This is a genomic window from Nonomuraea sp. PA05, from assembly GCF_008086045.1.
Taxonomy (GTDB): domain Bacteria; phylum Actinomycetota; class Actinomycetes; order Streptosporangiales; family Streptosporangiaceae; genus Nonomuraea; species Nonomuraea monospora.
This window is the reverse complement of the sequence record NZ_VSEY01000001.1, coordinates 390,508-415,642: the sequence shown is the minus strand read 5'-3', so window position 1 is coordinate 415,642 and position 25,135 is coordinate 390,508. Positions and strand designations below refer to the sequence as shown.

Below are 25,135 nucleotides of genomic sequence, written 5' to 3'. Positions count from 1 at the left end.
ATGAGCCTGTGAACGCGGTCACGTCGAGGTGGGCCGGGCTCGGCTGGGTGCACTCGCCGTCAGCCTGTGCGGCGGGGTCCCTGCGGTGGTCACCTTCGGCGCGGTCTGCAAGGGGTGGGTCGGCGACTGGCACATCGGCGAGCGCTCCCAGCGGTCAAAGCTCGTCGCGGTCATCGTCGCCCTGCTAGTGCTCGCGCTCGCCCTCCCGGCGGTGCTCGGCGCACCCCGAGTAATGATCGCCTGACCATCATGCGCGCCACGCTCGCCGTGGTGAGCCCGATCACTCTCCGCTAGAAGATCTCGTTACTCGCGGTCGTCTCGGCGATCGTGAACGGTGTGGTGGCCCTGGTGACTATTGGGGTCGCCTGGTGGGCTCGTCGCGCACGGGTACGAAGCCGGGGCGGTGCTCGGGGGCTCGCCGGCCTGCTGCAGTTGAGGCGCTGACCGTGTGGCGGGCGATCCCCCGGGGGCGGCTCGCCCTCGGTCCTGCTCGCGCATGCCGAGTTCGTGTTCGAGCTCGGCGATCCGCGCGTCCCCCTGGGCGATGCGCATCGCGTGATCAGGCGGCCGGTGATCATCCCTGCCGAGTTGAGCGCCACCTTTCTGCTGGTGTCTGTGGAGGCGATCGGGTGACGGCGGCACCGAGGTTCAGGCTGTCACTGGCTGCTGTCCGAACGTGGGCGCTGCGGAAACAGCGCTTGCACGGCCTGACGCACCTCCGGAGGCACCTCCTCGGTCGCCATGATGTGCTCTTCAAGAGCGGCTTGTAGTCGCACGGATGCCAGGCGGTCCTTAACTTCTTCCGGGTCCATGGGCAACATGCTCGACCCGGTACGTGATCAACCGCAGGCGTGTCCGCATCATCCCCGTGCGCGAGGCGCTCGCCTCGCAGAGCCATGATGCGCCTACCATCGCGGCGTAGCCTGAGGCATGCTCGACGACCCTCGCGTGACAGCGGCCATGCAGAACCTTGAGGAAACGCTGCTGGCGTTGCGGAACACCCCGGACGAGATCGACGCCGTGAAGAAGGCAACGGCAAAGGTCCGGAGCGCGGCATTCAGGCTGGATGAGGATGTCAAGGCGTTGCGGGCACGACGGCGGCATAGGCGGGCTGGGCCGGAAAGTGCATGACGCCGACAAGATCGGCGAAACTATCGACGTGCCAGAGCCAGGGTCATGTGCGGTTTGGCGAATTGGCCGTTCCGACCCTGGTCGCTCACTTGACGATGCGCCGTACCTGGCGATCCTCCGCTCGGTCGGTGCGATGAGCCCCCGGAGGGGTGTCCTGGGCTGTTCGTCGGCACCGCCTCGGTGCCGAGTTCCGGTTCGGAGAGGACGGGATAATTCCAGCGCGATAACGCGCCCGTCGCCGTTTCCGCAGCGGGGCTGCTTGATGGGAGACCTCATGTCAACTCCCGGCCTCTCCGCTCAGCCCCGCCCCGCCCTCCGCACCGGGGACCGCCAACCGGAGCGTCTGCCATCCGTCCGTCCCGTCCATCGCCCGCCAGCACGGCGGCCACTCCCGGTGCACATCTGGCGCTGGCGCCGCCCGCGCGCCATCCAGCTCCGCCCGTTCCAATCCCGTGGCCCCGTCGAAACCGACGTAGCGGGTGAAGATCGTCCTGCCGAACCAGGCGTAGCCGCTGAAGGTCGCCCCGGCGAACCGGGCATCACGGGTGAAGGTCGCCCCGGCGAACCGGGCATTGCCGGTGAAGTTCACTCTGCGGAACCGGGCTTCGCCAGCGAAGGCCGCGCCGCCGAACCCGGCGTAGCCGGAGAAGATCACCTCATCGAACTCAGCATCGCCGGAAAAGGTCGCGCCGCTGAACACGGCGTCGCCCGTGAAGGTCACGCCGCCGAACTCGGCGTGGCGCGTGAAGATCGCTCCGATGAAGTCGGCGGCGCTGGTGAAGGTGACCCTGCCGAATCTAGCGTCGCCGGTGAACGTCACGCCGCCGAACTCGGCAGAACGGGTGAAGGTTGCCTGGTCGAACTCGGCATCGCCAATGATGGTTGCCTTCACGAATCTGGCGTCGCCGGTGAAGGTCGCCCCGACGAAGCTGGCCTCGCCGACACGGCAGTGCCTCAGATCGAAGTCCATCAGGGTGGCGCCTGTGAGGTCGAGGCGGATACCGGACCAGTGGCGGGTGTCAAGGACGGCGCGGGGCTGCCACCAGTGGCGGACGGGCGGCTCCTCATGGCGCAGGTGGTCGGCTAGGATGCGCTGAGCGGCCAGTCGGACCTGACGCTCCTCCTGGGGATCGCGACTTGCGGGCGCAGAGACACCGCCGACGGCGGCGCGCGGCACAGCGGGCTCGACCCGGCCGCTCCCGTCAGGAGGCGGCGCGAACGGCATCCGCAGGTACGCGCATATGACGTCCACGACGCGTTGCCGCAGCGCTGGAGTGTGCTCGCCGAGGCGTTCCAGGGCGTACAGGCCGGCCAGGCGGACTGGGGCCTGATCGCTGCCGAGTTGGTCGGCCGCCTTGGTGTACAACTCGGTGGTGCGTCGTTCGGCGGCGTCATGGGTGGTGTGCGCGGTGGCCAGTTCCTGGTGCCGCTGGCGGCGTACGGCCAGCATCAGCGTCACCGCCGCACCCACGCCAGCCGCGGCAGCCAGTGCGGTACGGGCAGCCTCGATACGCGCCGAGATCTGCTTATCGATGGGTAACCTATCCACGTCCTGAAGCAGCCAGACGGAAGTGGCCCAGGCTGCAGCGCCGATCAGTAGGGCCGCAGGGAGGATCCACCACCACATCGAGCTCGGCGGGCGCAGCTCGGGCGGTTCTGCGTGTGTCTTCGAAAAGCGTGAGATTAGTCCCATGACCCATTTCACCGCCTTCATGCAGACTCTGCGTGCCTGAGCAGCGCGCCACGATAGCCACCGAGGTACTCTGCCGCATCGGGCCAGCGCCGAACGCGACCGGCACCAACAAGGCTGGAGCGGAGGGCGGATAGGCAACCGGCCGACAGATCACTCCAAGGGAATGTCGGGACGCCCAACTCGGACACCCAACCGCTTCCGCAGCCACTCAACGAGCCCGAAGAACGCGATCCCAGTGACGAGGATAAAGACGATCCCCGCACCCGGCCCCGTGTCAACGGCGGTCTCAAGACCGCCCCAGAAGCTGAGACCGAGGAGCGGCGCCCACGTGCGGATCTGGGAGCGCAGGACCCAGCACAGGTAGGCGACGCATGGGGCACCGGCCCGTCTCGCCAGATGGGTGGCTCGCGAGTGGAGGGCTGCGTACAGCAGGCCTGCGGCGAAGCAGATGACTTCGCGTTGGGTGCCTGTGGCGGCGAGGTCCTGGAGGGCGTTGCGCCATTCCTCGTCACGTTCGGGTTCGACGGCGATTGAGGAAGCCATCTTCGCGAGCCGCCGCGCGCTTACGGGGGGTGTTCGTGAGGCGGTGTCGCTTCCATCGACCGTAGAGGAATGGAGTATTTGAGGCTTGACTCCCACCCTGAAACTTTCCAGCTCCGCGAGGAACCTTGTCGGCTCCATGGAGGAGATCGTCTGGGCGAAAGCGACCTCGGGAGGCGTTAGCTCTTGGACGGCGGTCGTATCATCAGTCTTTATTACGACTATGTTGCCCATCATTATCAAACAGCTTCGGTTGCCCTCTAGCTCTGCTAGCAACTTGCGTACGGCATAATCCCCGCACGCAGTAACCTGCGGCTTCATCCCAACTAGCGTTTGCCTCTCAAGCGTGGCCCGCACCTGCACTTCCAGCAGTAGATTCGCAAGACGATCTTTGTGGCTGAATTTGCGCCAGAAGGTCATCGCACCCACCCGAGACGGTTGAGGAGCCCAGGAGGAGTGGCGAATCCGGCGATCTGGGAGCGCCCCTCGCCTGTGAGCTCGTACATTCGCCGGCGCGGGCCTCGCGCCTCGTCTTCGCTCCAGTAAGCACGGACCCAGCCGATGCGCTCAAGACGCGAGAGGATCGGGTAGACGGTGCCCGAACCGAGGCCCGTCGCCTTACAAATCTCCAGCCCGTACGTAGCTTGCCCCTGCAGAGCCGCGCCTTGGAGGATCTCCAGGACGTCTTTGGTGGTGCGGGTCATGCGGATAGGTGCGGCCATGGCACCTCCGGGAGGGTCGTCTTCGACCTATGTCGAGATAGCGTACCTTCTCAACGCGCGACTGCGGCTCTCAGTTCCCCCGCCTGCCATCCCAGTTTGGGAGACCGCAGGAAGACCGACAGTCGCACACGACCTCCATCCTGGGCGAAATCCCAAGCGCACCCTCGAGGACACATGGCGCCAACCAGCGGAACCTTGATTCCGCGACACATCGCGACACCCCTCGACCTAGCCACGGACTCATAACCTGTGAGTTGCTGTCGACAGTGATGCTCTACCAGGTGACGTGGCCGACGGGCGATGGACACGGCGGTGACCTCCCGCCACGTCACCAGGCCTGTGCTACCGAGCGAGACGAACGTCTTGCGGACGATCAGGCGCGGGCGTCCGCGTTGGTCAGCATCATCGCGTGCAGCTTCTCCAGCGCGGCCCCGCGACTTGCCCGTGCCGGCTGGGCCCGAGAGGAGCACCTCGGGAGCGCGGCAAGCGAACACCTCCGCCGCGGCACCGCGTGGCCGGCAGTGGTGACGCAGCGCGATGCTCATATCACAAGGCTACGCTGTAAGTTCCATGCTCATCCGCCCGTGAAGCACCATCCCCGCTCAGAAGTAGAAGCGAGCCTCTACATCCGGTAGGAATTTCTTAAGCACCGGACGCCTATCACCATTCTTTCCCCAGTAGATTCGTCCCTGCGTATCCATCTCGAGGAATCTCTCCTGGAGAACCTTCCAACCTCGTTGTGGTGACGGCATGAACACCCGCCCGGAGGGAGACGTCACGGGATACTGAAAATCGGCACCCTGTGCTCGTTCCGACCCGCTAGTCAAATCCGCGAAAATCCATGGGCCGCGAGGGTCATCGTCACTGTTCCGGTAGGCCCTGCTCTGGCCGACCGTTTCGAGGATCAACTCTTTGACAGCAGCGCGCTCCGGCTCACTCAAAAGATGGATCATGCTTTCGAGCGTGACGACTTCCAGCAGACTGTCAGTCGACGCCTGGTCGGTCTGCTTCTGAACGGATTCGGCTTCCTCGATGGTGGAGTCGCTGACTTGCGCATGTAGATGCGCCTTGGCATGGGTCAGAAACGTCTTCACATTCACAAGATGGAAGGGCTGGCCAGTTCGATCGAGCATCTCATCAACCAGCTCAGGGCGTGGACCACGCGCCCGTCCGTCCTCCTTACGGATCCAGTCCTCCTTGCCGTCGTTGCTAACGATCAGAACCTGAATCTTGCGCTCTCGCGCCTCGATAATCGTCTGCTCCCACAGGAAAAAGTCTCCAAGAGCCTTATCAGAGTTCTTCTCGCGATCAGCGTAGCCAGGCGGCACCTCATCCTTCAGCCGCTGGTTTCCGATCTTCGCCATCTCCCCCGGCTTCGCGAACGGAGGGCCGACCTTACCTGCCGTAATCTGATCGATCTCCTTGAACAGATCGTCGTTTTCGATGCTCGACTCCAGCGAGACACCGAAGTCGTACAGATCGGCATGACGCCTGAGGATGTCCTCAACAGCAGCGTCGATCGCATCTCTGATGCCTCTGACGTCCTCACCTTGGAGACGGCGATGCTCTTGGAGACTCTGAACTTCGCCGTGCAGCTTCTTCGCGGCCTCCCTGAATCTTGCGGGAAAAGCCGTGCCTGCCTTGATGACGATGGCCCGTTGCCGCATGAACTCAAGGCCGACCTGATGCGGGATGAACAGCCTGTCGCCGAGAAGACGGAGAGCGGCAAAGAACTCGGCTCGCGCCGTGCCAGTGAGCTTGTAGGCATCGAGCAGAGTGTTCGAGTCGAGGACGACCATCCCAGCCGTCAGGAAGCCCCGCGTCTGTTCGTCGTTCGGCGGAAAGTATCCCGGGAACGTCTCCCGGAGAGATGACAACTGGGCGCGAGTCCGTGGGGGTCCTGGCTCATAGTGAGTCAGGGTAGGGCTCGCGCGGAAGGTCCGTCGGAAGACACACCGGCGAAATTTCTGCTCAGCGCGGCAGGCGGCCACTTCACGGGCAGCCGGCGCCGGCGAATCCCTTGTCGCACACGATCGGGCACGGCCCGGGTGCGATCGGGGTGACGTGCAGCAGGTGCAGCGCCTGCTTGCGTTCGTCGAGCTCTTTGGGGCAGGCCAGGCTGAAGGCGGTCACCGCGCCGTCGGCGGTGGTGATCAGCATCAGCTTGGCACCCCAGTAGAAGGCGTGGTGGGACTTGTCCATGCCGTATCCGGCGATCTCGCCCAGGCTGGAGCGGTTGACCGTCACCCGCGAGGCGCCGCACCGGACCGGGGTGCCGTCCATCAGCCGCGGCGGTTCGTGCCAGGTCGGGACCTGGCGGGCCAGCCACAACGCCGCCGCCGACATCTGCGGGCCCAGCTCTCGCAGCTGCCGGTTGTAGACGGCCTGGGACGGCAACCGCGGGAACAGATGACCGATCCGGGCCGACGCGACCCGCAGCCAGTAGCGCTCCTGATCGCATCGCAGCAGCACCTGCGCCACCGCCACCTCCACCGCCTCGGCCGAGGTCAGCACCGGCGGCCGGCCCCGTCCGCGAGGCCGTCCCCGCGAAGGCATCACGTGATCGTCCAGATAGACATAGAGTGCGGTCAGAAGGGCGTCCAGCTCAGTCTTCACAAACCGATCTTGGACGCCCTTCCCTATGTCCGCAGGCGACCAGCGAATTTCACATCAACGATCTAGCCCTTCCACCTCTGGGACGTGAAGACCGACCCTTCAAGGCGCTTTTCCGGTGTGGCGACGCGGCCGACGTCAGGTTGCTGCGGTGAGCGAGGTTGGGCGTTGAAGGTGGCGTTCGCGGGGATCCTGAGCAGGGCGCATTCGACGCCGTAACGGATGGTGTCGCGGATGTCCTCGGCCGTAGCCAGCAACCGGTCGGCGAGCTCTTCCGGAGTCGCGGTGACGGCGCCGACCGGGCTCCACACCGCGAGGGCGGCAAGGTCGGCAGCGAAGGATGTGTGGCGTTGGCGGGCGTCCTGCTGCCGGATCATGGCGACCTCGTCGGCGGGCAGTTCCAGCACCTCCTCGGCTCGCGGCGGGTCCGGGGCCAGGCGGTAGCGGGTCACGCCGCCCGCCGTCTCGGTGATCAGCACGCCTGCGGCCACCAGGAGCGGGAGCAGGTCCCGGCGGGTGGCCGGTGCGAGCACACCGAGCTGGGCGGCGAAGCGCGACAGATCGTCGATGGGGGAATTCCAGTCGCCCGAGCCGCTGGACCACGGCTGGTAGGCGGCGGCGATCCGGTCCTCGGTGGCTTCGCCGGTGGCCGCCGCAAGCCGGACGGCGGACAGCACCTCCTGACCCGGCAGGCCGAGGCACGTCCGCCAGCCGGTGCTGGCCGAACGCACGGCGGGCCGACTGCGGGCCAGCCAGCGGGGCGGCTCCAGGGCGGTCGGCCAGAACTGCATTCGCCACAGGTCGCCCTCCGACGCCTCGAAGCCGGGGATCTCAGGAGGCGTGTGGCGGCAAGCGACGCGGACCCGGTACAAGCCTGGAGCGCCGAGTTCCAGCGGGATGTCAACGTAGAGGTCGCTACTCATGACGCTGGTCAGATAGACGGCTCCGGTACGGGCCTGGTACGGCGTCTCCACCACGTCGTCCCACCCGTCATCCAGGGGCGGGGGAGCGTCATGGGCCTCCAGGTGCACGCAGTGACGCCCGTCCCGCGACGACGCCTGTAACCACCCGGCGCCAGCCTTGGCGATCGTGCCTGAGGGCTGCGCGTCCAGGTCGTGCTCGCCGAGCAGAGGCAGCTCTGGTTCCGCCACCGTTTCCTCCCCCCAGGTGTCGCGGACGACGATCGTCCCGTACTCCGGCCAGTAGTCCTTCACAGTGATGATCTCCATGCGATGACCGTAACCCGTGAGGAGGCTGTTCTCGCGGAGCGTTTGCCGCCTTCGACCTCCAGCGGGACAGCGACTCCCTCCGGCCCCGAAGTGAAGGCGCGGGAGAAAGCTCGACGGTGTGATGGGCTGTATCGCCGGGGCCGTTGGAACAGGAGTCGCCGAGCCGTCCTCATGCGTGCGCGCGGAGGCAGATGAGGGTTCCCGACAACGAGGAGAGCTTCGAGTCCGGGAGGTCTCGGGGCGCTCTACCTACCGCCGCGCACGAGAGGATCCTGATCAGGATGACCTTAGGGTGACTATCAGGCAGTGCAGAACCTACCCTCGATACACGCCGCACGTGGGAGGACCCGTGAAGCTGCCCATCATCTGTACGCGCTGTCACTCTCATTTTGATGCCGAAGTTGATGTTTCTTCACATCCGCTCCCTTTCACCCAAAATCCGGATGAGCACCTGCCGCAGGCGTTGCCGCCGGTTGACATGATCTGCCCGTTCTGCGGGCTCCACTGTGGAAGTGAAGCCATTAGGGCCACGCTGCGAATCATCCGTGCCGCCGCTGGAGGTGTTGAGCTTGACCGTGAAGAGAAGCTTCGTCTTGCCGACGGGATCGAAGGGTTGGCGCGTCAACTCGATGACCTGCCAGGGGCAATCGATCAGTTGCTGCGTGATCAGCCGAAACTGAGTGGTCTTCGACGGCTGGTTCCACAGGGGCAGGAGATCGCCTTCATTTCTCTCGTTGTCTCGCTGCTCACCCTTCTGGAGAACACGCTGGCCGACCAACGCGACCTCAACGCCACCCTGTTCGGCGAAGAAGCAGCGCATGAGGACAAGCTGCCGGGCGATGCCCAGGAGAGGCAAGAGGCATCGCAGGTACCGATCACTGTGGAAGTTGGGCCGCCGTCGCTGTGGTGGGAGGGTCGCCGATTCACCATGCATGGAACGACCCGCCCCTTGGACGCCAGCGAGTCCTTCATTGCCTTCTGCTTCGGCGCCACACCCAATGGGCGGGCGCTTCGCCTTGGCTACCTGTTCCTCACCCGCTTAAATCCTGGAATTTGGCGTTTGCCGATGACAGTCCCCAAAGAATTCAAGATCGCGTTCTTTGGGCTGGCATTCTGCGACCGCGGCGCCCTGCTGAAGCGCGTGCGGCATTGGGAAGGCCGGACAGTCCGCGGACCTGTTCCTCTCGCTAAGTTGCCCAAGCTCTTCGACCTTCCCCTTGCCGAAGGGGGGCTGGTGTGGCGTTTACGCATGGGTGGAGGTTACGACCCGGTGCGGACGTCACCGGAAGGGAACACCATGCGAGACTTCATGCCTCGGTCGTGGCAGCCGTTCAACATGTCGTGATGATCGCCGAGGTGTGGCGACGGCCCTGAGTCCAGTCCAGCGTCCAGAGAGGTCTCGGGCGGTCTACCCTCCACTCGTGCGCTAAGGATCTCGGTGTTGGCCCGCTGAGAAGCAGTAAGGTCTGGCGCTGATGACCATGCAGTTGGATCGTGAGACATGACATCAGGGTGGATCACGCTGCTCAGCACGGCACTCGGCGGCCTCCTCGCCATCGTCGGCGGGATACTCGGCACCATCTACGCGGCCCGGCATCAAGCCCGCCTGCGGCGGCAAGAAGCGGAAGCCGCAGCGAGCGAGGAGCTGATCATGATCTTCAACCGGCTGCGATCAGCGTACAACCTTCAATCGGCGCTAACCCCCGACCAGCGGCGAGATCGCCGATCGGTGATCGAGATGGAGCAGGAAGAAGGCACCATCAACGACGAGATCAGCCGCTTGGCGATCCGGCTCAGCGACAAGGAACTACGCCAGACGATCGCCCAGTTCGTCAGATGGCGCGGGTCACTTGAGGAGGGCGGCGACTACGCCGTCCTTCTGCAACTCCTCATTGAGCGGTGCGGGTACGTGGTGCGTGGCGAGAAGAGGCCGCTCAGCATGAAACCAGTCCAGGACGCCATCGGCTTTCACGACCCGCACAGTGCCTACAACAAGCGCATCCAGGCCGCACACGGACGGCGCCCCACGCAAACGGAACCAGTCGGTGATGAGCCCGGCCTGGGATTTCGCCAGAAGGACCAGGCCAGCGCAGACGAACATCCCCCAGAACTTCTGGATGTTGGAGACGACCGCCGCGGCGAGGAAGGTGACTAGAGCGAGGAGGACATCCCATGCGGCGTGCGTTCCCTCCGCCGGGATGGCCCCATGCCGTCCGGCGCGAATAGTGGGACGGAGAGACGACGAACAACACTCTGGTGTTCAGGCAAAGCCGGACACCCAGTTCTAAGCATTCAGCCGACGCATACGAACGACGCGCGAGATCGCGGGAGCGCCGAGCAGCCTCAGGCGCTGGCGTTCAACGAGTTGATCTCTGCTGCGTAGTTCTCGGAACCCGATAGACATCCGGCATGTTGCGCGCGTAACATGCCCGCATGGCCGAGAAGCCCGTCCGTCGCTACCAGCAGGTCGCCAACGACCTCCGCGAGAAGATCCTCAACGGCAGCTACCCCGTAGGCCAGCCCCTTCCCCACAGTCGAGACCTGCTGCGCTCCTACGGTCTCGGCTCCGACAACGTCCTCCGAGAGGCGTACAAGATTCTCAAAGCGGAAGGGCTGATCCGCCGCAACGCCGCAGTCGGCATGATCGTCCAAGACCCCAGCCCCGTCGTCGTGGACCTGGTGCTGCACAACCCCACCGGCCACGGCCCCCTCCCCTGGCCTGAGTGCTGCAAGCTCGCCGGACTCGACGGACGCATGGTGACCGACTCCGTCACCCCCGGCCACGCCAACCAGGACGTGGCTGCGCTCCTCGGCATCGAGCCCGGCACCGACATCGTCACCCGGGCCCGGACCGCGTTCGCCGGCGACGTCCCGGTTCGGCTGGACGAAGCCATCTACCCCCGGCAGGTCGTCGAGGGCACGCCGATCGCGACCGAGCGTGCGGTGCCGGGAGGGATCTACGCGACGCTGGCCCACGCCGGCCACGCCCCCGCAGTGGTCGCGCGCCGGACGGTGCGGGCCCGGCTCGCGACTGGTGATGAGCCCTCACGGCTCAGGCTGGCCACGGGCTCGTGGGTGCTGGCCGCCGACCAGGTCATCGTGGATGAGTGCGGCCGAGCGGTCGAGCTGCTGCGTATTGTCGCCAATCCGGCCCGTGTACGGTTCACCGACGAGCGCATGGCACTGTGATCCTCTCCTTAGTGAGCGGACATCCGAATTTGAGTTTTCGGACCTTTCAGATGGCTACATTCAAGACGCACGGATCGGTCGCCTACCACTTCTACCCACCTTGACAGGTAGCGATACGATGCGATCGCACGATTACAGAAGTATGAGCGAAGCGCATGAGGCAGCCCAGGGCGCCCGACAGAGATCTTCGTCAGCAGGTGTCCAACCTCGTAGCATCCGGAACTCCGATGAATTTTTCGAAGCGTTTCGGAATCTCCGCAATTCCAGTGGCCTCTCAACGGACGATCTCGCCAGGGCGGCAAATGTCGGTAGAACGGATGTAAATGCGCTTACAAGTGGCCAGTATCTTCCTGCTCCGTTCGTCGTTCGAAATCTCCTCCTGGCGCTTCATCTTTCTCAAGATGCAATCACTGACTGGATGAAAGCGCTCGATCGGGTCCGTCAAGGACACAAGCCGACCGCATCTGGTACAGCCCAGGCTCAAGAGGCCGCCCGCCGCGATCTCTCGCGTGTTGAGAATGAGCTCATCGTCGCAGACGAGTTGACGCTGCCAGCGCTGTGGAAGGTCACTCATGCACGACTGGACTATTACCACGAGATCGCTACCGGACAGGCCCGTCAGTCGTTTCGCAATGCGCAGATTGCCATGACGGTTGGGTTTCTTCTTCTGGTCGTCTTCGCAATCTTAGCGCTCGCTGCCCAAACCTCAACGGGGGCCGTCGTCACCGGTGCGCTGGGCGCAACAGCGGCGGCGTTTGCTGCCTTCATCGGTCGGACCTTCGTCCGCTCACAGGAGAGCGCTGCGGCACATCTGCGTTCCTATTTCGACCAGCCGTTGGAGTTCTCGCGCTATCTGGCGGCCGAGCGTCTCCTTAATGGCATTGAGCGATTGGAGCCCAACCAGCAGGCCACCATCACCACGGAGGTACTGCGCGGCATGTTGTCCGCTAGGAGACCGGACGACACGGATTTACCCCGCGGCACGGCGAGTGAGTGACAAAATTTGCGCAGAGCGGCACAGGCTCCAAAGTTCAGCTGAGCCCCTTGGCCAGCGGGCGTCCGCCCCACAGCATCTTGACCGTCCTGGCTGGCAATGGTGGAGAATCATCCATTTCTGCGGGTGAAGTGGAACGAACGTCAGGCGGGGTCGGATCGGTGTGACGGTCGTACCTGAAGGCCAGTCGATCTGGCAATAGAGCCCGAGCCACACACTGACCTCGTGAAACACGAACGAGCCCCGTCCACCTCCCATAGGAGGTGGACGGGGCTTCGACCTGCCGACTGAAGAACTTATGGCAGCTTCTCCTCCACGACGACCACGTGCGCAACCGGCCCGGCCTTCGGGCTGACCTGGCCGCGCAAGGCCAGGCCAAGCACCGCGGACAGCAGCAGGATGAACGCCGCCGTCTGCGCGGGGGTGAGCACCAGCCAGAAATGGGAGACGCCGGTGAGGACCGTGGACACGGCGCCCGTCAGCGCCGAGATCACCCACGGCCGGGTCTGCCACGCCACGATGAGCGTGAGCACACCCGACCCGATGGTGGACACGTAGCCCGCGGCCTCCTCGGTGAGGCCGAGCTGCGGGATGGTGACGAGGAACGCGAGCAGCGCGTTGAGGATGTACGCGATCGCCGCGGGCTCCTGACCCAGGATGGTGAGCTTCTTCGCAGTGGAGCTGACCATGCAGGTCTCCAATCTGTTGGCGTTCACGCCAACGAGAGGGGTTAAGGGGTGACGCAGGCGAGCGTGGCGGTGTCGGCCTTCCAGGTGCACTTCCAGGGGCCGTTGCCGGTGAACGTCATGGTGAAGGGGGCGCCGTCGAAGCTGCGCCCGTCCTTGCCGTCCTTGCCGGGGGCGCCGGTGTCGCCCTTCGGTCCGGCCGGGCCGGTGTCGCCCTTGGGGCCCTTGGCCGCAGTGGTGGGGAGCTGCACGCGGGTCTCGCCGGACTTGCACTTGCCCCACTGCGACTTGGCGATGTTCTTCGGCTCCAGCAGGCGGAGCGCGCCGCCGGTCTGCTTGGCGCAGAAGCCGAGGGCCTTCGGCTCGGCCGCCGCCAGCGCGACGGCTCCGCCGAGCCCGGCCGCGAGCAGCACGGCGACGAGGGCGGCGAGCACGGTGGACACGAACCTGAGCATGATCACTCCTCGCGGTGTTAGGACACGCGGACGAGCGCGGGCCACGTCTTCGGCCCAACCACGCCGTCCACCTTGAGACCGGCGTGGCGCTGGAAGGAGCGAACCGCGTCCTCCAGCGCGGCGCCGAACACGGTGTCGTCCACGCCGCCGCCCACGCCGAAGCCGCGGGCGTGCAGCAGGTAAAAGACCGTCTTGACGTCCCACCGGGCCGGGTCGTTGGGGTCCTTGCCGTCGCCGCGCCGCAGCGTGGGCAGTTCCTTCATCATCGTCTCCGTCCAGGTGAGTGCCGGAGCGGCGGGAGGCTTCGGCGTGGCCGGCTCGGGCAGGTAGGCGGGGTAGCCGAACCCGGCCACGTTCGCCAGCGAGCGCACTCGGCGCATGACGCGGTTCTCGGTGTTGCCCTCAATCGTCACGATGGTCCGGCCACCGTCGCGGACGGCCTCGACGATGCCGACGTGGTCGATCGCCTTGATGTCGCGGGTGCCGCCCCAGTCGAAGAACACGATCGCGCCGCGCCGGGGTGTGTGCCCCCACTGGCCTCGGTCCTTGAACCAGGCGGCGTGAGACGGCGTGTAGGCGTGATCCCCGACGACGGCGATGAGCCCGGCCTGCGCGGCACACCAGGCCAGGAACATGTCGCACCAAGCGGCCACCGCCCAGGCGGCCGACTTGTCGTGCCGCTTCGCCCACCAGGAGCCGTACTTCGTCCACCCGGTCGGCGACTCGGTCTCCCCGAGCTGGGAGCGCACGACGGCCAGGAGCCGATCGGCGGGCTTCGCTGACGTCTTGGCTATCATGAGCGCTCCGGCGGCCAGTGCCACGCGCCGGGTCCGTCGCCGGGCGGCACGTTGAACTCCCAGAACGAGCCGCGCGCCCCAGGAGTGAACACCAGCAGATGAACATGCTCGGGGCTGTCGAGCGCGGGGACCGTCCCCGACCGCACTCCGGCGGGGTCGAGAGTGTGCACGTCGGCTACCACGACTGCCGCTCGGACAGCCTGGAGACCATGTTGGCCGCGATAGCGGACGATGTCGCAGGTCATGGGCAGCCGGTCAACCGTCATGCGTGGTCACCTCCTCCTCGTCGTCGATGGTGCTGCCGGGGTCCTGGGGCAGCCCGTCCTGGCTGGGGTCGAGCACGGTCGTGCTCGCGTCGGCGAACGGCGGCATCGGGAGTGGATCCTGGCCGTCGAGGACATCGATCGGCTCGGGCGAGGGCTGGGGCATGGTGATCTCCTTGAGGGCGAGCCAGTCGGCGACAGTCATCTTCAGCTCGTCGTGGCTGACGCGGATGGGAAGGACGGCGGGCACGAGGAGCACGCCGTCGCGGGTGGGCAGCACCAGCAAGGCCACTGGCACCTTTCTGGTTGCGGCCGGACAGGGATACTCGGGTTATGGCGAACAACAGCAGCGGTAAGAGCGCACGTAGCGCCAAGGGCCCGTCCGCGAAGGAGAAGGCCAGCGCGATGCGGAGCGCGTCACGTCACCCTGACGGCGCCCTGGCCACGTCAGGCGCGGCACGACGCATCCAGGCTGCGCACGACCGTAACCAGGCACGGAAGTAGTTCAGCCTCGCGTCAATGCGATCAGCGCGATCACCGCGCTGGCCACGGTGACGAGCACGCCCACGACGGCGATGATCTGCCGGGTGCGGTCAGCGAGCTGGGATCGTGTCACGGCCTCCCGTTCGATGTTGTCCAGGCGGGCCTCCAGCGCTGCATGGCGAACGTCAGCGGTCATGCGGTCCTGCTCGACGCGCTGGGCGAGCTTGGCGTGCTGGTCGTTGACCTGCTCCAGCTCCTGCCGTACCAGCGCGATCTGGCCGTTGACTTGAGCGAACCCCACCTCGACCAGACGACGCAGCGTCTCCAGGGACAGAGCGAGGCTGGTCGTGTCGTCACTGGTCAAGCGGTACCGCCCGCCCGGGGCTGCGTCCCCACGAACGTGGCCGGAGGCTTGAGCTGGAACGTCGGCTGCGGGAGCTGGTCGCCGCGTTCCGCACGCAACCACTCGGTGGCCATGCGCCGCGACTCCACCCGGACAGGGTCGAGCCGGACTAGGGACAGGATCGGCTCCAGCGGATCCGGCGGCGCGACCCGGGCCGAGCCGACGTAGGCGAGCGCTTCGGCCCGCAGCGCCCGCGGCGCCGGCTTCAGGCGGACCCGGTGCTCTTTGACGAGCCTGATCCGCTCCACGTAGGCCGCGCGCCGCTCGTGCTCGGGGACGCCGGGGGTCCAGCAGGTCGGCAGGCCGCGCGTGGCTTCCAGGACCTTCACCGCGCCGGGGTCCGTACGAGTCAGCATGTCGTTGCGGTCGGGGATGTACGGCTCGTGCATGGCGATGTCGAGCAGCGTCGGGACATCGTCCGGGTCGAGCCCGTACAGGGCGCATCGCCATTCCAGCAGCGTGTGCGGGAGCGCGTGGTGGATCTCTACCGCGTTCGCGGGGGCGTACTGGTAGACGCACCACAGCGGTTCGGCCCCGTCCGTGTGCGGCGCGACCGGTGTCCCGGTGTCTCGGAGCGGAGTGTGCGTGTAGGACAGCTCGGCGTCCCACACCTGCACCAGCTCGGCAGGCATGATGAGTCCCCTCGTGCAGGATGGGCAAGGGTGGGCAGGTCAGTGGCGGTGCGACCACCAGTAGATGGCGAACCCGTCCGGGAACGAACTGGAGATCCGGAACCCGGTCTGGAGCGACTCGGTCTCGTACCACGACCCTGAGGGCGTGTGCGAGGTCGGGCTGGACAGACCTCGCCGCAGCACGCAGACCGGCCCCATGTTGCCGTTCATCTCCGTCCCGTACGACAGGAAGCGGATGTTGGCGCCGGACCCGGCCGAGGCGAACACGATGGAGCCAGCGAGGATGCCCGCGGTGGAGCCGAGGTTCGTGAAGTCCCACCACTTGCCGACGTGGCGGGTCCGGCCGCTGGAGTCGAACCAGAAGTACTGCTCGTCGGACGCGTTGTGCATGTAGCCGTAGCTGGCGTACGACTCGGCCACCTCCATCAACCCGCCGTTGTCGCCGGTGAGCGACGCGTCACGAACCTGCATCTGCATGTACCCGGCCGCGATGGTCGTCTGGCTGGCGGCGGTGACGGAGCTGTTGGTGCCGGAGGTGACCTCGAACGTGGCCTCGCCTGCGAACCGGTCGTCCCGCGTCCTCAAGCGGGTGAAGTTGGTACCGGCCCCTGCCGGGATGAACCTGATCTCCGGGTAGGTGCTCCCGGGTGGCGCGAACTCCAGCCGCCGGCCCGTGGCGGCGGTGCGGATGAACGCCCCCGTGATGGTCTTGCCGTCGATCGCCGTGGCCGTGAGCTTGGCCGCGTCCACCGATCCGGCCGCCAGCTTGTCGAGCGTGACCGCGTTGGCCTTCAGATGCGGGGTCTCAATCGCGAGTGCCTGGATCAGCTCGCCGGTGATGGTGTTGGCGATGAGCGCGTCGGCCGCGTTCACGGTGCCGTCGATGATGTTCGCCCCGTCGAGAATCTTCCCGATCAGGTCGCCGTTGACCAGCGGCTGCGTGGCAATCGAGGCGGCGGCCGAAGGAGCGGACTCGTTGCCGCGCCGATCGAGCGCCGTCAGCCGGAACCAGCGCAGCTCATTATACGGCTGGTCGGCGACCAGCCCCTGCCCGGCCGCGCGCAGGTGATCCACCACCTCGTACGGGCCGGCCTCGTCGGCGGCCATATGCACGCGCACGAGCTCGAAATCGGACGGCATCGCCGCGCCCGTGAAAGACAGGCCGTCCCAGGCCACCTCGATCACGCCCAACCTGGTGGACAGGACCGGCATCGAGGGGACCGGCGGCGGGGTCACGTCGTCGGGGATGAGCACCACGAACACCGCCGAGAACTCCCCCGGCGTACCCTGCGCGACCGCGCGCACCTTGAACCCGTACGTCTCGTCCACGACCAGCGGCGAGTACGTCGCCGTGGTGTCGTCCGAGGAGGCGATGAGCCGCCACACCTGACCTGCCTCGTTGACGCGGGCGTACAGCTCGTACCGGTCCGGGTCAATGACCACCCCGGCGGTGTCGGCGGTGACCGGCGACCAAGTCGCGGTCACCTGACCGCGCGCGAACCCGTACTCGTCCACGTACGCGGCCGGAGTCACGACCAGCCCCTGCGGCGGCGCGGCAACCCGCCCGCCCGGCAGCTCCGGCGCGGGCTCCCCTCCGGTGCCGCCGGATGAGACGCCACCGGCGAGGATCCCGGCCGCCTGACGGGCGAGCCGGATCTCACGTTCGATGAACCGGTCGTTGAGCACGAGGTTGCCGCTGAGCGCGCCGTCCGCCGCGCAGGACACGGTGATCTGCCGGACTCGGAGCGGCTCCATCGCGCCGGTCTCCCCCGGCGCGAGCACTACGTCTCCCGGCCGGTAGTGCGCCAGCGGCAGCCATCGCGCCGCGCCGACGCGGATGCCGCGGGTGAGCTGGGTGCGCTCGCGCCCGGCGCGCTGCAAGGCGTTGTCCCCGAGGAGGATGGCCGTGCCCTGGTCGGTGACGCCGCCCTGCGACTGCGGCGCCTCCCAGCGTCCCCACGGTGCGGGCGCGGACGGGTTGGTCCGCTCGACGGTCAGCCCGGCGTCGCCACGCACGAGGATCGCGGTCGCCAGATCCTCGAGAGTCGCCGTGGCGGGGGCGTCGTCGATGTCGCGGCCGAGCCGCAGATCGACGGGGGCGGGGCCGCTGGCCAGGTCCTCAGCCAGGACGGTGCCCTCGTTGTAGACGCGCAGCGTCCGGCCGGCCATGGTCCAGTCACACACACCCTGCTCGGACAGGTTGAGCAGGAGGGTGAGCAGGTCGGTGCCGGGCTCGATCTGGAGCGTCAGCGTCTTGTTCCACGGCTGACCGGCGGAGTCGTGCGTGGTGGAGAAGCTGACCGCGAGGCCGGGCAGCGCACCGCGCGCCTGGCCCTCGTCGATGAAGGTCCGCAGGATCGCCCCCGCGCTGACCGCGCTGAACGGGCGTTTGCCGTCCGCCATCACCAGCCCGGCGTACAGGACGAGCTTGCGCAACATCCAGCTGTAGCCGGGGCAGTCGTAGGTGCGGGCACCGGTGGCGTCGGTGGCGTTGCTGCCGCGCTTGATCCGCAGGAAGCGGGCGTCGTTCGGCTCAAGCCAGGGGCTGCCGCCGACCGACACCTCCACGGCGAGCTCCACCGGCTGCGCCAGCCACCCGGAGCCCGCGCCGGCCGCCGAGTACGTCATCTTCAAGGACGGTACGTCGTTGAGTGGGAGCCCGGCCTCGAACCCGAGGTGGTGCGGCAGCGTCCCGAGCCTGCCGCCGTTGGGCACGTAGGCGGCCAGGCGCAGCGCATACGGCTCCGGCAGTCCGCGCGTGATGACCTGCACGAATCCTCCAGAAAGGGCGTCACGATCGTCCGCCTGCGGTAACGGTTGCAGCACTCGAAGCACCCACCACGCGAAGCACGGGTGCAATGAGGCCATGTCAGCTAGACACTTGCGGCCGCCCGCCCGGCAGGTCATTGCAGCAGCGACCACAGCGAAGGCACGTCGGATGGCCAGAGCTGAAGCCGAGCCTCTGCCAGCCTCCGTTCCGGCCGAGATACCTGCTCGACGACGGCTCCGGCGCTTACTGTGGCTGGCTCCGCTTCTGCTGGGAATCGCCGGAGCCTCCGTCGCCGCGGCCATCGCGACCATCCCAGAGTGGGGACGCTGGACCCTGGCCGGTACCGCACTAGCCGGAATCTCCGTCCTCGCCATCGCCGTACTCGTCGGACCCGCCGCACGCCGCCTGGCCGGCGAACGCCACCCGCTGACGCCGACCGAGCGTCAGCAGATGACCGCCACCGAACGCGTCGAAGCTGTCAACGCAGCCCGCCACACCCTGATTCAGGCTGCCACCGGCTTGGTCGTCATCGGCGGTGTCGTCTTCACAGCACAGGGCCTGTGGTACACGGCGCAGTCCCTAGACGCTTCCCGGCAGGCTCAGCGGACAGCGGAACAGGGGCTGATTACCGATCGGTACACCAAGGCGGTCGAACAACTCGGCTCCACTACGCTGGACGTCCGTCTCGGGGGCCTGTACGCGTTGGAGCGGCTCGCGCAAGACTCCCCGCGCGATCATGGGACCGTTTACGACGTGCTGACCGCGTTTGTTCGCGAGCACGATCCGAAACCCAGCGTCAAAGCGAAGGATCTCCCTGACAAGCCAGCCACTGATGTCCAGGCGGCGTTGACCGTCATCAGCCGTCGAGACGGTACCCGAGCTGTACGTAGGCCTAATCTTGCCGAGATCCGGACTCCTGGGGCTGCTCTACGCGGTGCGAACCTGCGCGATGCGACTCTGAACCTCGCGGACCTGACCGGCGCGGACCTGACCGGCGCGGCCCTGCACCACGCGACTCTGATCGAGGCGACTCTGATCGATGCGGTCCTGACCGATGCGGTCCTGACCGATGCGGTCCTGACCGGCGCGGACCTGCACCACGCGGGTCTGAGCGCATCTGACCTGACCCGTGCGGATCTGAGCAGTGTGGACCTGCGCGGCGCGGACCTGAACCTCGCGGACCTGATCGGCACGAACCTGACTCTCGCGAACCTGACCGGCACGAACCTAACCCGCGCGAAATTCACCGAAGCGACCCTACGCGTCACGAACCTGAGCGGTGCGGACCTGCGCGGCGCGGACCTGATCGGCGCCAACTTGAGCGGTGCGAACCTGACCGAGGCGGACCTGCGCGGCGCGTACCTGGGCGAAGTAGTTGGAGTCACGGAGGACGAAATAAGAAAGGTAGCTCTAGTCGATGAAACTACGTTCTTCGTCTGATCACCCTGGGGCTATGGTCTGATCGACATGCCTGCGATGCGGCGGCGTAACCGGATCTCCTGGTCGGCGAGCCGGTCATCGAGGACGAGGTTCCCGGACACCACGCCTCGGTCGGTGCGGGTGAGGGTGATCTGCCGGACGCGCAGCGCGACCCGCTGCCCTGCGTTGCCGGGGGCCCAGATGCGGTCGCCAGGCAGGTAGTCCCGCAGCGGTAGCCAGCGTGCGCCGTGGGCGAAGGACAGCTCGCGGGTGCGCTGGACCCGCTCGACCGCGCCGCGCACGAGCAGGGAGTCGCCCACCAGCGTGGCCGCGGTCGCCTCGGTCACGCCGACCTGGCGGACGCCGACCTCCCACCGGCCCCACGGCAGCGGCGTGCCGATGTTGACGCGCTCGGTGCGGAAGCTGCTGTCGCCGACGACGTACGCGGCACTGGCCAGGTCTTCCAGGGTGCCGACGTCAGGGGCTGTGCGGACGTCGCGGCCGGCGGCAAGCTCGACGGGCGTGGGGATGGTGGTGAGGTCGCGGAAGACGGCGGTGCCCGGCCGCCACGCGGACAGGGTGCGGGGACCGGTCATGCGGATGTCGATCAGGCCCGCCTCCACCAGCGTCAGCAGCACGGCGAGCACGTCGGTGCCGAGCGGGATGCCCAGGCCGAAGGTCTGGTTCCAGGTCAGGCCCGCGGTGTCGAGGCTGCCGGTGAACGTCCAGGCGAATCCGGCCAGGGCGCCGCGCGCCTGCGCCTCTGTCAGCAGCGAGTTCATGATGAACCCGGCCGTCGCGTTCGGCGTCGGGGAGCCGTAGACGCGCTGGCCGTTGACCGGGGCGATGGAGGCGTGCGCGTACGTGACTGCCTTGCGCAGCACCCACAGGTAGGAGGGGCAGTCGAACCGCCAGAGGCCGGAGCGGTCGAGCTGGTCGCCTTCGCGGCGGGCCAGGATGAAGCGGCCGTCGCCGTTCTCGATCCAGATCGCGCCGTCCGCTGACCACTGCACGCCGATCTCGCACGGCTGAGCGAGGAGGTGCGCGCCGACCGCGTGGGTGCTGTACGCGAACTTCAGCGAGGGGACGTCGTTGAGAGGCCAGGCGACCTGGATGAACAGAGGATGCGGAAGGATGCCCAGGCGTGCCCCGTTGGGGGTGTAAGCGACGAGGCGGAGATCATACACACAGGTCCCCCGTCCCATTATCTATATTTGACGCGACAGCGCATTGAAATGAAAAGAAATCGCGTTCGGATCTCTCGAAAAAATCGGTACCGAGTAGCTCAAATCGGGCGCAAGTGCGCAAAAAAACTTTTGGATGTGATGCTGAAATTTGCCTCGCGAACTCCCGCGCCCACTACGATTCATTGACATGGAGGGCATGCAAGTCTCACTGAGCCGGTCGGCGACTCCCTAGGGGCCGACCGACACGGACCGCGGTCACCCACAAGGCACCAAGCCGGTCCGGGAAAGAGAGATCTCTGCCGTGTTCCCCCTTCACGAGGGGCCAGATGACAACGACGAGGAGAAGCTGCTGTTGCTCTTGCAGCTGTTGCTGATCCTTCTCGACTGGTCGCTCAAATACGGAGGACTCAGCTAGCTACCACCTCGCGGTGGCACCCAGCTGAGCCTCGCGCAAGGCCCCGATCCGACGTCTGCAGGCGCTTGGGATCGGGGTCTTTGTGTTTCCCGGCGAAATTCCCGGTGTCGCCTAGGTTAGCTGAACCTTTGACGAGGTGCGGGAAGTCGAGCATTACTTTGTGCGGCTCATTCCGCCAGGAGTGTGCGAAAGACTACCATGTCGCCCTGCCCTGCGCTACCTTTTGCTCACATCCGGTTACGGTACGTGATCGCCGGGGGAAGAGGCTACTTCTAGTTATTAGATTTATCCCACCGCGTTACAGAGCATCTTCACTCCATTAGAGAAATGACCGCCGCGCCCGAAGCTCCAGCCGGGACGCGGCGGTGACGCCGGAGCCGGAGCACGAGATGAGTACCGCCCGGGAGAACGGGTCACCGAGTGCCACGGCTGGGGTGAGGTGCAGCCAGCGCGACGCGCTTCCTGGCCCGAACACGGAGACAACCCCGGTCCGATCGCTCCCGGCCGCGAGGTCCCAGGTGTCGGTCGTGACGAGCGCGGCGCGCATGGCGGCGCAATCGAGCAGCAGCCGCTCCCCCGCCGCCAGACTGTTCGAGCCCGGCGTGAGCAGGCCGAGCTTCCCTTGGGTGGCCACGTCGGTCACGGTGATCGACGAGATGGGGCCCGTGACCCGGATGACCGAGTCCACGATGGGCGCGGTCGAGCCGGCCAGGGTGGTGATGGGCTGGTCGTCGGCGTCGGCATTCCCGGCCCATGTGGTCGTGGTCTCGTCGCGCCAGTAGACGGACGGCACCTCGACGACCGCCGTGAGGCGGGCGCGGGCGGCGCCGACCCACAGCTCCGGTTCGCTCGCAGCGACGATGGTCACGTCGGCGACGCGGACGATGCCGCCCGCGGTGTAGCGGAGGCTCATGAGCCGGTGCCGCACCCCTAGCAACGCGCTGAGGGCTTCGAGGTTGGTTTCGAGCTGGGCGAAGCCGCCGTCCGCCCCGGCCGGGGTCGCGCCGGTCACCGAGAACACCAGGCTGAACGAGGTGAGCTCGTGGTCCAGGCCCGTGATCGGCAGCTCCCCCGCGCGGCCGGGCACGGTGACCCGCACCGCACGTGCGCCAGGGAGCGGACGCCGCTGGGTGCCCTTCTTCAGCCGCCAGCAGCCGCCGGGATGGTCGAGCGGCACGCCGTCCAGGTGGTACTGCGGCACGGTCAGATCACCCCCAGTGCGCCCGCGAGCTGGAGCCCGCGGTTGACGGACGTCGAGGTCGGTTCGGCCTGCGGGTAGTAGTTCGTCTGGTGGATCACCGTCCGTGCCGTGCCGCCGAGCCCTCCCGCCGCGCCGCCGCCGGGGACGGCGAGGCCGGGCATGGGCACGTCGGGGATGCCCGCGCCGGCGACGATCCCGGCCATGCGCTGGACGGCGGCGCGGACGAGGCCGCCGCCGCGGGTGATGCCGAGCGCGAGCCCGGCGGGGACCTGGCGGCCCATCCAGGCGAACAGCTTGCTGGGGCTGGCGATGCCGAGGAAGTCGAGGACGGGCTGCGGGAGGATGGAGCGGAGGAAGCCGACGATGCGGGATTTGATCTGGTTTCCGGCGGCGACGATGCCGTTCCAGAGCCCTTCCATGAGGGCTTTTCCGGCGTTCGTGATCGTGTCGCCGAAGCCCTTGATGGCCGACATGATCGATTGGAGGGCGCCCCGGAAGTCGCCTTGCAGCAGCTTGACCACGGCGGTGATGATCTTGATCCAGACGGGCAGTAGCGCCGTCCCGATCTGCACCAGTGGTGGGATGATCGGCTGAATGACGCCGAGGATCTTGGACAGTTCGCCGACCCACGACGTCACCAGCGGGATCATGGCCTTGACCAGGTCGAGGATCGGCGGCAGCAAGCTCTGGGCGAGCTGCAGCAACGGCGGCAAGATCATTTTCAGGGCTTGGGCCAGGAGCTGCCCGTAAGCCGCCGCGAGCGGGGCCGTGGCCGCCGCCAGCTCGGTGACCGCCTGAGACAAAACCGGAAGAATAGGCTGCAAACTGGACGAAAGGGCAGAAATCACGGGCCCGAGTACGGCCGACAGATTGGCCAGCGCGGCGCCCAGGATCTGGCCCAAGATCCCGGCGAGCTGCCCGATCACCGGCAGCAGCGGAGCCGCCGCCGTCAGCACAGCCGAGATCCCTTGACCGAGCGCAAGCAGCCCCGCCTGAAGGAGCGGATTGGCGAAGGCCGCCGAGAGCATCTGCGCCACCACGGTCAGCCCAGGACCGAGCGCCGCCAGCGCAGGCCCGAGCGCACCCACGGCGGCGGCCAGCCCCGGCCCCAGGGCGACCGCGATGGCCGCGACGTGCGGCGCCACCAGCGCCAGTGACCCGGCCAGCGCGGTGAAGATCGGGAAGAGGGCCCCTCCGACCTGCGACAGCGACTGGAAGATCGTGACGAGGATCTGCTGGCCCTGCGCGCTGTTGACGAACGCGTTCACCTGGCCGAGAAGCTGCCCGACCACGCCGAGCGCTCCGGTGCCGCCGGTCTGCATCGCGGAGAAGACCCCGCGCAAGATCCCGATCACGTCTCCGGCGATGCTGGCGAGCTGCCGGAACACGGCGACGGCGCCCTGCATCCACGCGAGCGCCTGCCCGGAGGCGGCAGCGTTCGACAGGAACTGGCCGAACCGGGCCGCCGCCGCGGCGATGCCGGGAACGAGCCCGGCCGAGAAGCCCGCGCCGACGACGGCCAGATCCCGGAAACCGGCCAGCAGCGGCACGATCGCGGGCTGGATCGCGGCGACCGCCGACCGCAGCGCACCGAAGATCGACGTGACGGCGGCCGACGTCTGCGCGGAAGCGGCGAACCGGGCCGCCTCCACCGCCGCCAGCCCCATCTGGGAGGCCGCCCCGGACATGCCGGACGTGAGCGGCCCCGACAGAGCCGACGCCACGGCGGTGATGTGGCCGGCGAGCGGCGCGAAGAACGCATCCTGCACCGACGAGCGCAAGGCGTCGATGGCGGGCTTGGCCAGCCGCAGCTCCATCGCGGCGGCGCGGGCCGCCGGTGACAGGCCTTCCAGCGCCTTGGCGAACTTGGCCGGGTCGTCGGCGAGCGCGGCCTTGAAGGCCTCCTGCACGCCGGACAGCGCGACCTGGAGTGTGATCATCGCGGCGCGGGAGAGCGCGATGGCCCCCGGCAGCGCCGCGACGATCCCGATGGCCGGGGCGAGCGCGGCGACCAGGGCGACGCCGCCCTGCGCGGCCGACGCCAGACCGGCGGCGGCCGACGCTCCGGCCACCGACAGGGCGGCGAGCCGCGTGCCCATCTGGGCGCTGCCGGACGCGATGGATCCGGCGTGGGAGGCGAACTCCTTCGCCTTCGACTTGAAGAAGTTGAGGGCGCGGCCGAGCGCGTTGGTGAGGTGGTCGCGGAGCCGCAGCCTGGCGAACAGTTCGCCGACGTTCACGACGGCCACCGCCCTTCACGATCGACAGCAGGTCGTGGCGGTGGCTCGCTGGCGGTACCGCCAACGAGAGAAG

At 67.2% G+C, this 25,135-nt stretch carries 26 protein-coding genes and 1 pseudogene; 9 read left to right on the top strand and 18 right to left on the bottom strand.

All coding sequences use genetic code 11. The annotated features are described in order from the left end of the window. Window positions 1-28 precede the first annotated feature (28 nt). A complete protein-coding gene (locus FXF51_RS02200; RefSeq protein WP_148432503.1) occupies window positions 29-244 on the top strand; it encodes a hypothetical protein in 216 nt (71 codons plus the stop codon). A 263-nt stretch (window positions 245-507) separates the two neighbouring features. After that, complete coding sequence (locus FXF51_RS62360) at window positions 508-633, top strand: hypothetical protein (RefSeq protein ID WP_262379241.1); 126 nt, start codon at window positions 508-510, stop codon at window positions 631-633. A 23-nt stretch (window positions 634-656) separates the two neighbouring features. On the opposite strand, the gene FXF51_RS60425 is transcribed toward FXF51_RS62360, so the two are convergent. Beyond that, a complete protein-coding gene (locus tag FXF51_RS60425; RefSeq protein ID WP_187414118.1) occupies window positions 657-812 on the bottom strand; it encodes a hypothetical protein in 156 nt (51 codons plus the stop codon). A gap of 118 nt (window positions 813-930) precedes the next feature. Here FXF51_RS60425 and FXF51_RS02195 point away from each other — a divergent pair, with 118 nt between their 5' ends. Next, complete coding sequence (locus FXF51_RS02195) at window positions 931-1,131, top strand: hypothetical protein (RefSeq protein ID WP_148432502.1); 201 nt, start codon at window positions 931-933, stop codon at window positions 1,129-1,131. A 277-nt stretch (window positions 1,132-1,408) separates the two neighbouring features. Here the strand turns inward: FXF51_RS02195 and FXF51_RS02190 are convergent, their stop codons facing one another. The 6 genes from FXF51_RS02190 to FXF51_RS02165 form a co-directional block, all read right to left on the bottom strand. Further along, window positions 1,409-2,845 carry a pentapeptide repeat-containing protein gene (locus tag FXF51_RS02190; protein ID WP_148432501.1) on the bottom strand — a complete coding sequence of 479 codons (1,437 nt, stop codon included), beginning with the start codon at window positions 2,843-2,845 and terminating at the stop codon, window positions 1,409-1,411. A gap of 129 nt (window positions 2,846-2,974) precedes the next feature. Beyond that, window positions 2,975-3,784 carry a hypothetical protein gene (locus tag FXF51_RS02185; protein ID WP_148432500.1) on the bottom strand — a complete coding sequence of 270 codons (810 nt, stop codon included), beginning with the start codon at window positions 3,782-3,784 and terminating at the stop codon, window positions 2,975-2,977. After that, window positions 3,781-4,068: a PadR family transcriptional regulator gene (locus FXF51_RS02180; RefSeq protein WP_148432499.1), complete on the bottom strand. Its 288-nt coding sequence runs from the start codon at window positions 4,066-4,068 to the stop codon at window positions 3,781-3,783. The genes FXF51_RS02185 and FXF51_RS02180 overlap by 4 nt, the downstream gene beginning before the upstream one ends. 620 nt (window positions 4,069-4,688) lie before the next feature. Further along, window positions 4,689-5,885, bottom strand: a complete 1,197-nt coding sequence (locus tag FXF51_RS02175) for a PIN-like domain-containing protein (protein ID WP_148432498.1) — start codon at window positions 5,883-5,885, stop codon at window positions 4,689-4,691. Window positions 5,886-6,078: 193 nt separating this feature from the next. Next, window positions 6,079-6,702, bottom strand: coding sequence for a hypothetical protein (locus FXF51_RS02170; RefSeq protein WP_262379240.1), 624 nt, complete (start codon window positions 6,700-6,702; stop codon window positions 6,079-6,081). A gap of 62 nt (window positions 6,703-6,764) precedes the next feature. Continuing rightward, entirely contained in the window at window positions 6,765-7,928 is a 1,164-nt protein-coding gene (locus FXF51_RS02165) for a DUF6042 family protein (protein WP_148432497.1), read from the bottom strand. A gap of 349 nt (window positions 7,929-8,277) precedes the next feature. Between FXF51_RS02165 and FXF51_RS02160 the strand changes: the two genes are divergently transcribed. From FXF51_RS02160 to FXF51_RS02145, 5 genes and pseudogenes are all read left to right on the top strand, one after another. After that, complete coding sequence (locus FXF51_RS02160; RefSeq protein WP_148432496.1) at window positions 8,278-9,273, top strand: hypothetical protein; 996 nt, start codon at window positions 8,278-8,280, stop codon at window positions 9,271-9,273. A gap of 156 nt (window positions 9,274-9,429) precedes the next feature. Continuing rightward, window positions 9,430-10,083 (top strand): hypothetical protein, encoded by a 654-nt coding sequence (locus tag FXF51_RS02155; RefSeq protein WP_148432495.1) that lies wholly within the window; start codon window positions 9,430-9,432, stop codon window positions 10,081-10,083. A 278-nt stretch (window positions 10,084-10,361) separates the two neighbouring features. Further along, window positions 10,362-11,117, top strand: a complete 756-nt coding sequence (locus FXF51_RS02150; RefSeq protein WP_148432494.1) for a GntR family transcriptional regulator — start codon at window positions 10,362-10,364, stop codon at window positions 11,115-11,117. After that, window positions 11,032-11,511 (top strand): annotated as a pseudogene (locus FXF51_RS63640) (helix-turn-helix domain-containing protein); the annotation flags it as partial. The gene FXF51_RS02150 and the pseudogene FXF51_RS63640, both read left to right, overlap by 86 nt. A 24-nt stretch (window positions 11,512-11,535) precedes the next feature. Beyond that, on the top strand, window positions 11,536-12,114 hold the full coding sequence (locus tag FXF51_RS02145; RefSeq protein ID WP_148432493.1) for a TRADD-N-associated membrane domain-containing protein: 579 nt from the start codon (window positions 11,536-11,538) through the stop codon (window positions 12,112-12,114). Window positions 12,115-12,407: 293 nt separating this feature from the next. On the opposite strand, the gene FXF51_RS02140 is transcribed toward FXF51_RS02145, so the two are convergent. The 8 genes from FXF51_RS02140 to FXF51_RS02105 all read right to left on the bottom strand — a co-directional run bounded on the left by FXF51_RS02140 (window position 12,408) and on the right by FXF51_RS02105 (window position 18,602). After that, window positions 12,408-12,800 carry a hypothetical protein gene (locus FXF51_RS02140; RefSeq protein ID WP_148432492.1) on the bottom strand — a complete coding sequence of 131 codons (393 nt, stop codon included), beginning with the start codon at window positions 12,798-12,800 and terminating at the stop codon, window positions 12,408-12,410. A 41-nt stretch (window positions 12,801-12,841) separates the two neighbouring features. Beyond that, the gene (locus tag FXF51_RS61735) at window positions 12,842-13,252 is read right to left on the bottom strand and encodes a hypothetical protein (protein ID WP_222871078.1); all 411 of its coding nucleotides are present in this window, start codon (window positions 13,250-13,252) and stop codon (window positions 12,842-12,844) included. Between the two features lie 17 nt (window positions 13,253-13,269). Further along, window positions 13,270-14,049 (bottom strand): peptidoglycan-binding protein, encoded by a 780-nt coding sequence (locus FXF51_RS60420; protein WP_187414117.1) that lies wholly within the window; start codon window positions 14,047-14,049, stop codon window positions 13,270-13,272. Next, window positions 14,046-14,315: a hypothetical protein gene (locus tag FXF51_RS02125; RefSeq protein ID WP_187414116.1), complete on the bottom strand. Its 270-nt coding sequence runs from the start codon at window positions 14,313-14,315 to the stop codon at window positions 14,046-14,048. Before FXF51_RS02125 ends, FXF51_RS60420 begins: the two co-directional genes overlap by 4 nt. Further along, entirely contained in the window at window positions 14,305-14,604 is a 300-nt protein-coding gene (locus FXF51_RS02120; protein ID WP_148432491.1) for a hypothetical protein, read from the bottom strand. The genes FXF51_RS02125 and FXF51_RS02120 overlap by 11 nt, the downstream gene beginning before the upstream one ends. A 213-nt stretch (window positions 14,605-14,817) precedes the next feature. Further along, the gene (locus tag FXF51_RS02115) at window positions 14,818-15,159 is read right to left on the bottom strand and encodes a hypothetical protein (protein ID WP_148432490.1); all 342 of its coding nucleotides are present in this window, start codon (window positions 15,157-15,159) and stop codon (window positions 14,818-14,820) included. Continuing rightward, window positions 15,156-15,830, bottom strand: coding sequence for a hypothetical protein (locus FXF51_RS02110; RefSeq protein ID WP_148432489.1), 675 nt, complete (start codon window positions 15,828-15,830; stop codon window positions 15,156-15,158). Before FXF51_RS02110 ends, FXF51_RS02115 begins: the two co-directional genes overlap by 4 nt. 39 nt (window positions 15,831-15,869) lie before the next feature. Further along, a complete protein-coding gene (locus FXF51_RS02105; RefSeq protein ID WP_148432488.1) occupies window positions 15,870-18,602 on the bottom strand; it encodes a fibronectin type III domain-containing protein in 2,733 nt (910 codons plus the stop codon). 166 nt (window positions 18,603-18,768) lie between these two features. Between FXF51_RS02105 and FXF51_RS02100 the strand changes: the two genes are divergently transcribed. Continuing rightward, entirely contained in the window at window positions 18,769-20,040 is a 1,272-nt protein-coding gene (locus FXF51_RS02100) for a pentapeptide repeat-containing protein (RefSeq protein WP_187414115.1), read from the top strand. Window positions 20,041-20,051: 11 nt separating this feature from the next. Here the strand turns inward: FXF51_RS02100 and FXF51_RS02095 are convergent, their stop codons facing one another. The 3 genes from FXF51_RS02095 to FXF51_RS02085 form a co-directional block, all read right to left on the bottom strand. Continuing rightward, window positions 20,052-21,206, bottom strand: a complete 1,155-nt coding sequence (locus FXF51_RS02095) for a hypothetical protein (protein ID WP_148432486.1) — start codon at window positions 21,204-21,206, stop codon at window positions 20,052-20,054. A gap of 734 nt (window positions 21,207-21,940) precedes the next feature. Then, a complete protein-coding gene (locus FXF51_RS02090; protein WP_148432485.1) occupies window positions 21,941-22,822 on the bottom strand; it encodes a hypothetical protein in 882 nt (293 codons plus the stop codon). A 2-nt stretch (window positions 22,823-22,824) separates the two neighbouring features. Beyond that, window positions 22,825-25,071: a hypothetical protein gene (locus tag FXF51_RS02085; protein ID WP_148432484.1), complete on the bottom strand. Its 2,247-nt coding sequence runs from the start codon at window positions 25,069-25,071 to the stop codon at window positions 22,825-22,827. Window positions 25,072-25,135: the final 64 nt, after the last annotated feature.

Bases quoted from the DNA above. Each gene is read 5' to 3' on its own strand.
- FXF51_RS02165 (WP_148432497.1), bottom strand. From the start codon at position 7,928: ATGGAGATCATCACTGTGAAGGACTACTGGCCGGAGTACGGGACGATC.
- FXF51_RS02140 (WP_148432492.1), bottom strand. From the start codon at position 12,800: ATGGTCAGCTCCACTGCGAAGAAGCTCACCATCCTGGGTCAGGAGCCC.
- FXF51_RS02180 (WP_148432499.1), bottom strand. From the start codon at position 4,068: ATGACCCGCACCACCAAAGACGTCCTGGAGATCCTCCAAGGCGCGGCT.
- FXF51_RS02100 (WP_187414115.1), top strand. From the start codon at position 18,769: ATGGCCAGAGCTGAAGCCGAGCCTCTGCCAGCCTCCGTTCCGGCCGAG.
- FXF51_RS60420 (WP_187414117.1), bottom strand. From the start codon at position 14,049: ATGATAGCCAAGACGTCAGCGAAGCCCGCCGATCGGCTCCTGGCCGTC.
- FXF51_RS02185 (WP_148432500.1), bottom strand. From the start codon at position 3,784: ATGACCTTCTGGCGCAAATTCAGCCACAAAGATCGTCTTGCGAATCTA.
- FXF51_RS02145 (WP_148432493.1), top strand. From the start codon at position 11,536: ATGAAAGCGCTCGATCGGGTCCGTCAAGGACACAAGCCGACCGCATCT.
- FXF51_RS02175 (WP_148432498.1), bottom strand. From the start codon at position 5,885: ATGGTCGTCCTCGACTCGAACACTCTGCTCGATGCCTACAAGCTCACT.
- FXF51_RS60425 (WP_187414118.1), bottom strand. From the start codon at position 812: ATGGACCCGGAAGAAGTTAAGGACCGCCTGGCATCCGTGCGACTACAA.
- FXF51_RS02190 (WP_148432501.1), bottom strand. From the start codon at position 2,845: ATGAAGGCGGTGAAATGGGTCATGGGACTAATCTCACGCTTTTCGAAG.
- FXF51_RS02150 (WP_148432494.1), top strand. From the start codon at position 10,362: ATGGCCGAGAAGCCCGTCCGTCGCTACCAGCAGGTCGCCAACGACCTC.
- FXF51_RS02195 (WP_148432502.1), top strand. From the start codon at position 931: ATGCTCGACGACCCTCGCGTGACAGCGGCCATGCAGAACCTTGAGGAA.
- FXF51_RS61735 (WP_222871078.1), bottom strand. From the start codon at position 13,252: ATGCTCAGGTTCGTGTCCACCGTGCTCGCCGCCCTCGTCGCCGTGCTG.
- FXF51_RS02110 (WP_148432489.1), bottom strand. From the start codon at position 15,830: ATGCCTGCCGAGCTGGTGCAGGTGTGGGACGCCGAGCTGTCCTACACG.
- FXF51_RS02155 (WP_148432495.1), top strand. From the start codon at position 9,430: ATGACATCAGGGTGGATCACGCTGCTCAGCACGGCACTCGGCGGCCTC.
- FXF51_RS02125 (WP_187414116.1), bottom strand. From the start codon at position 14,315: ATGACGGTTGACCGGCTGCCCATGACCTGCGACATCGTCCGCTATCGC.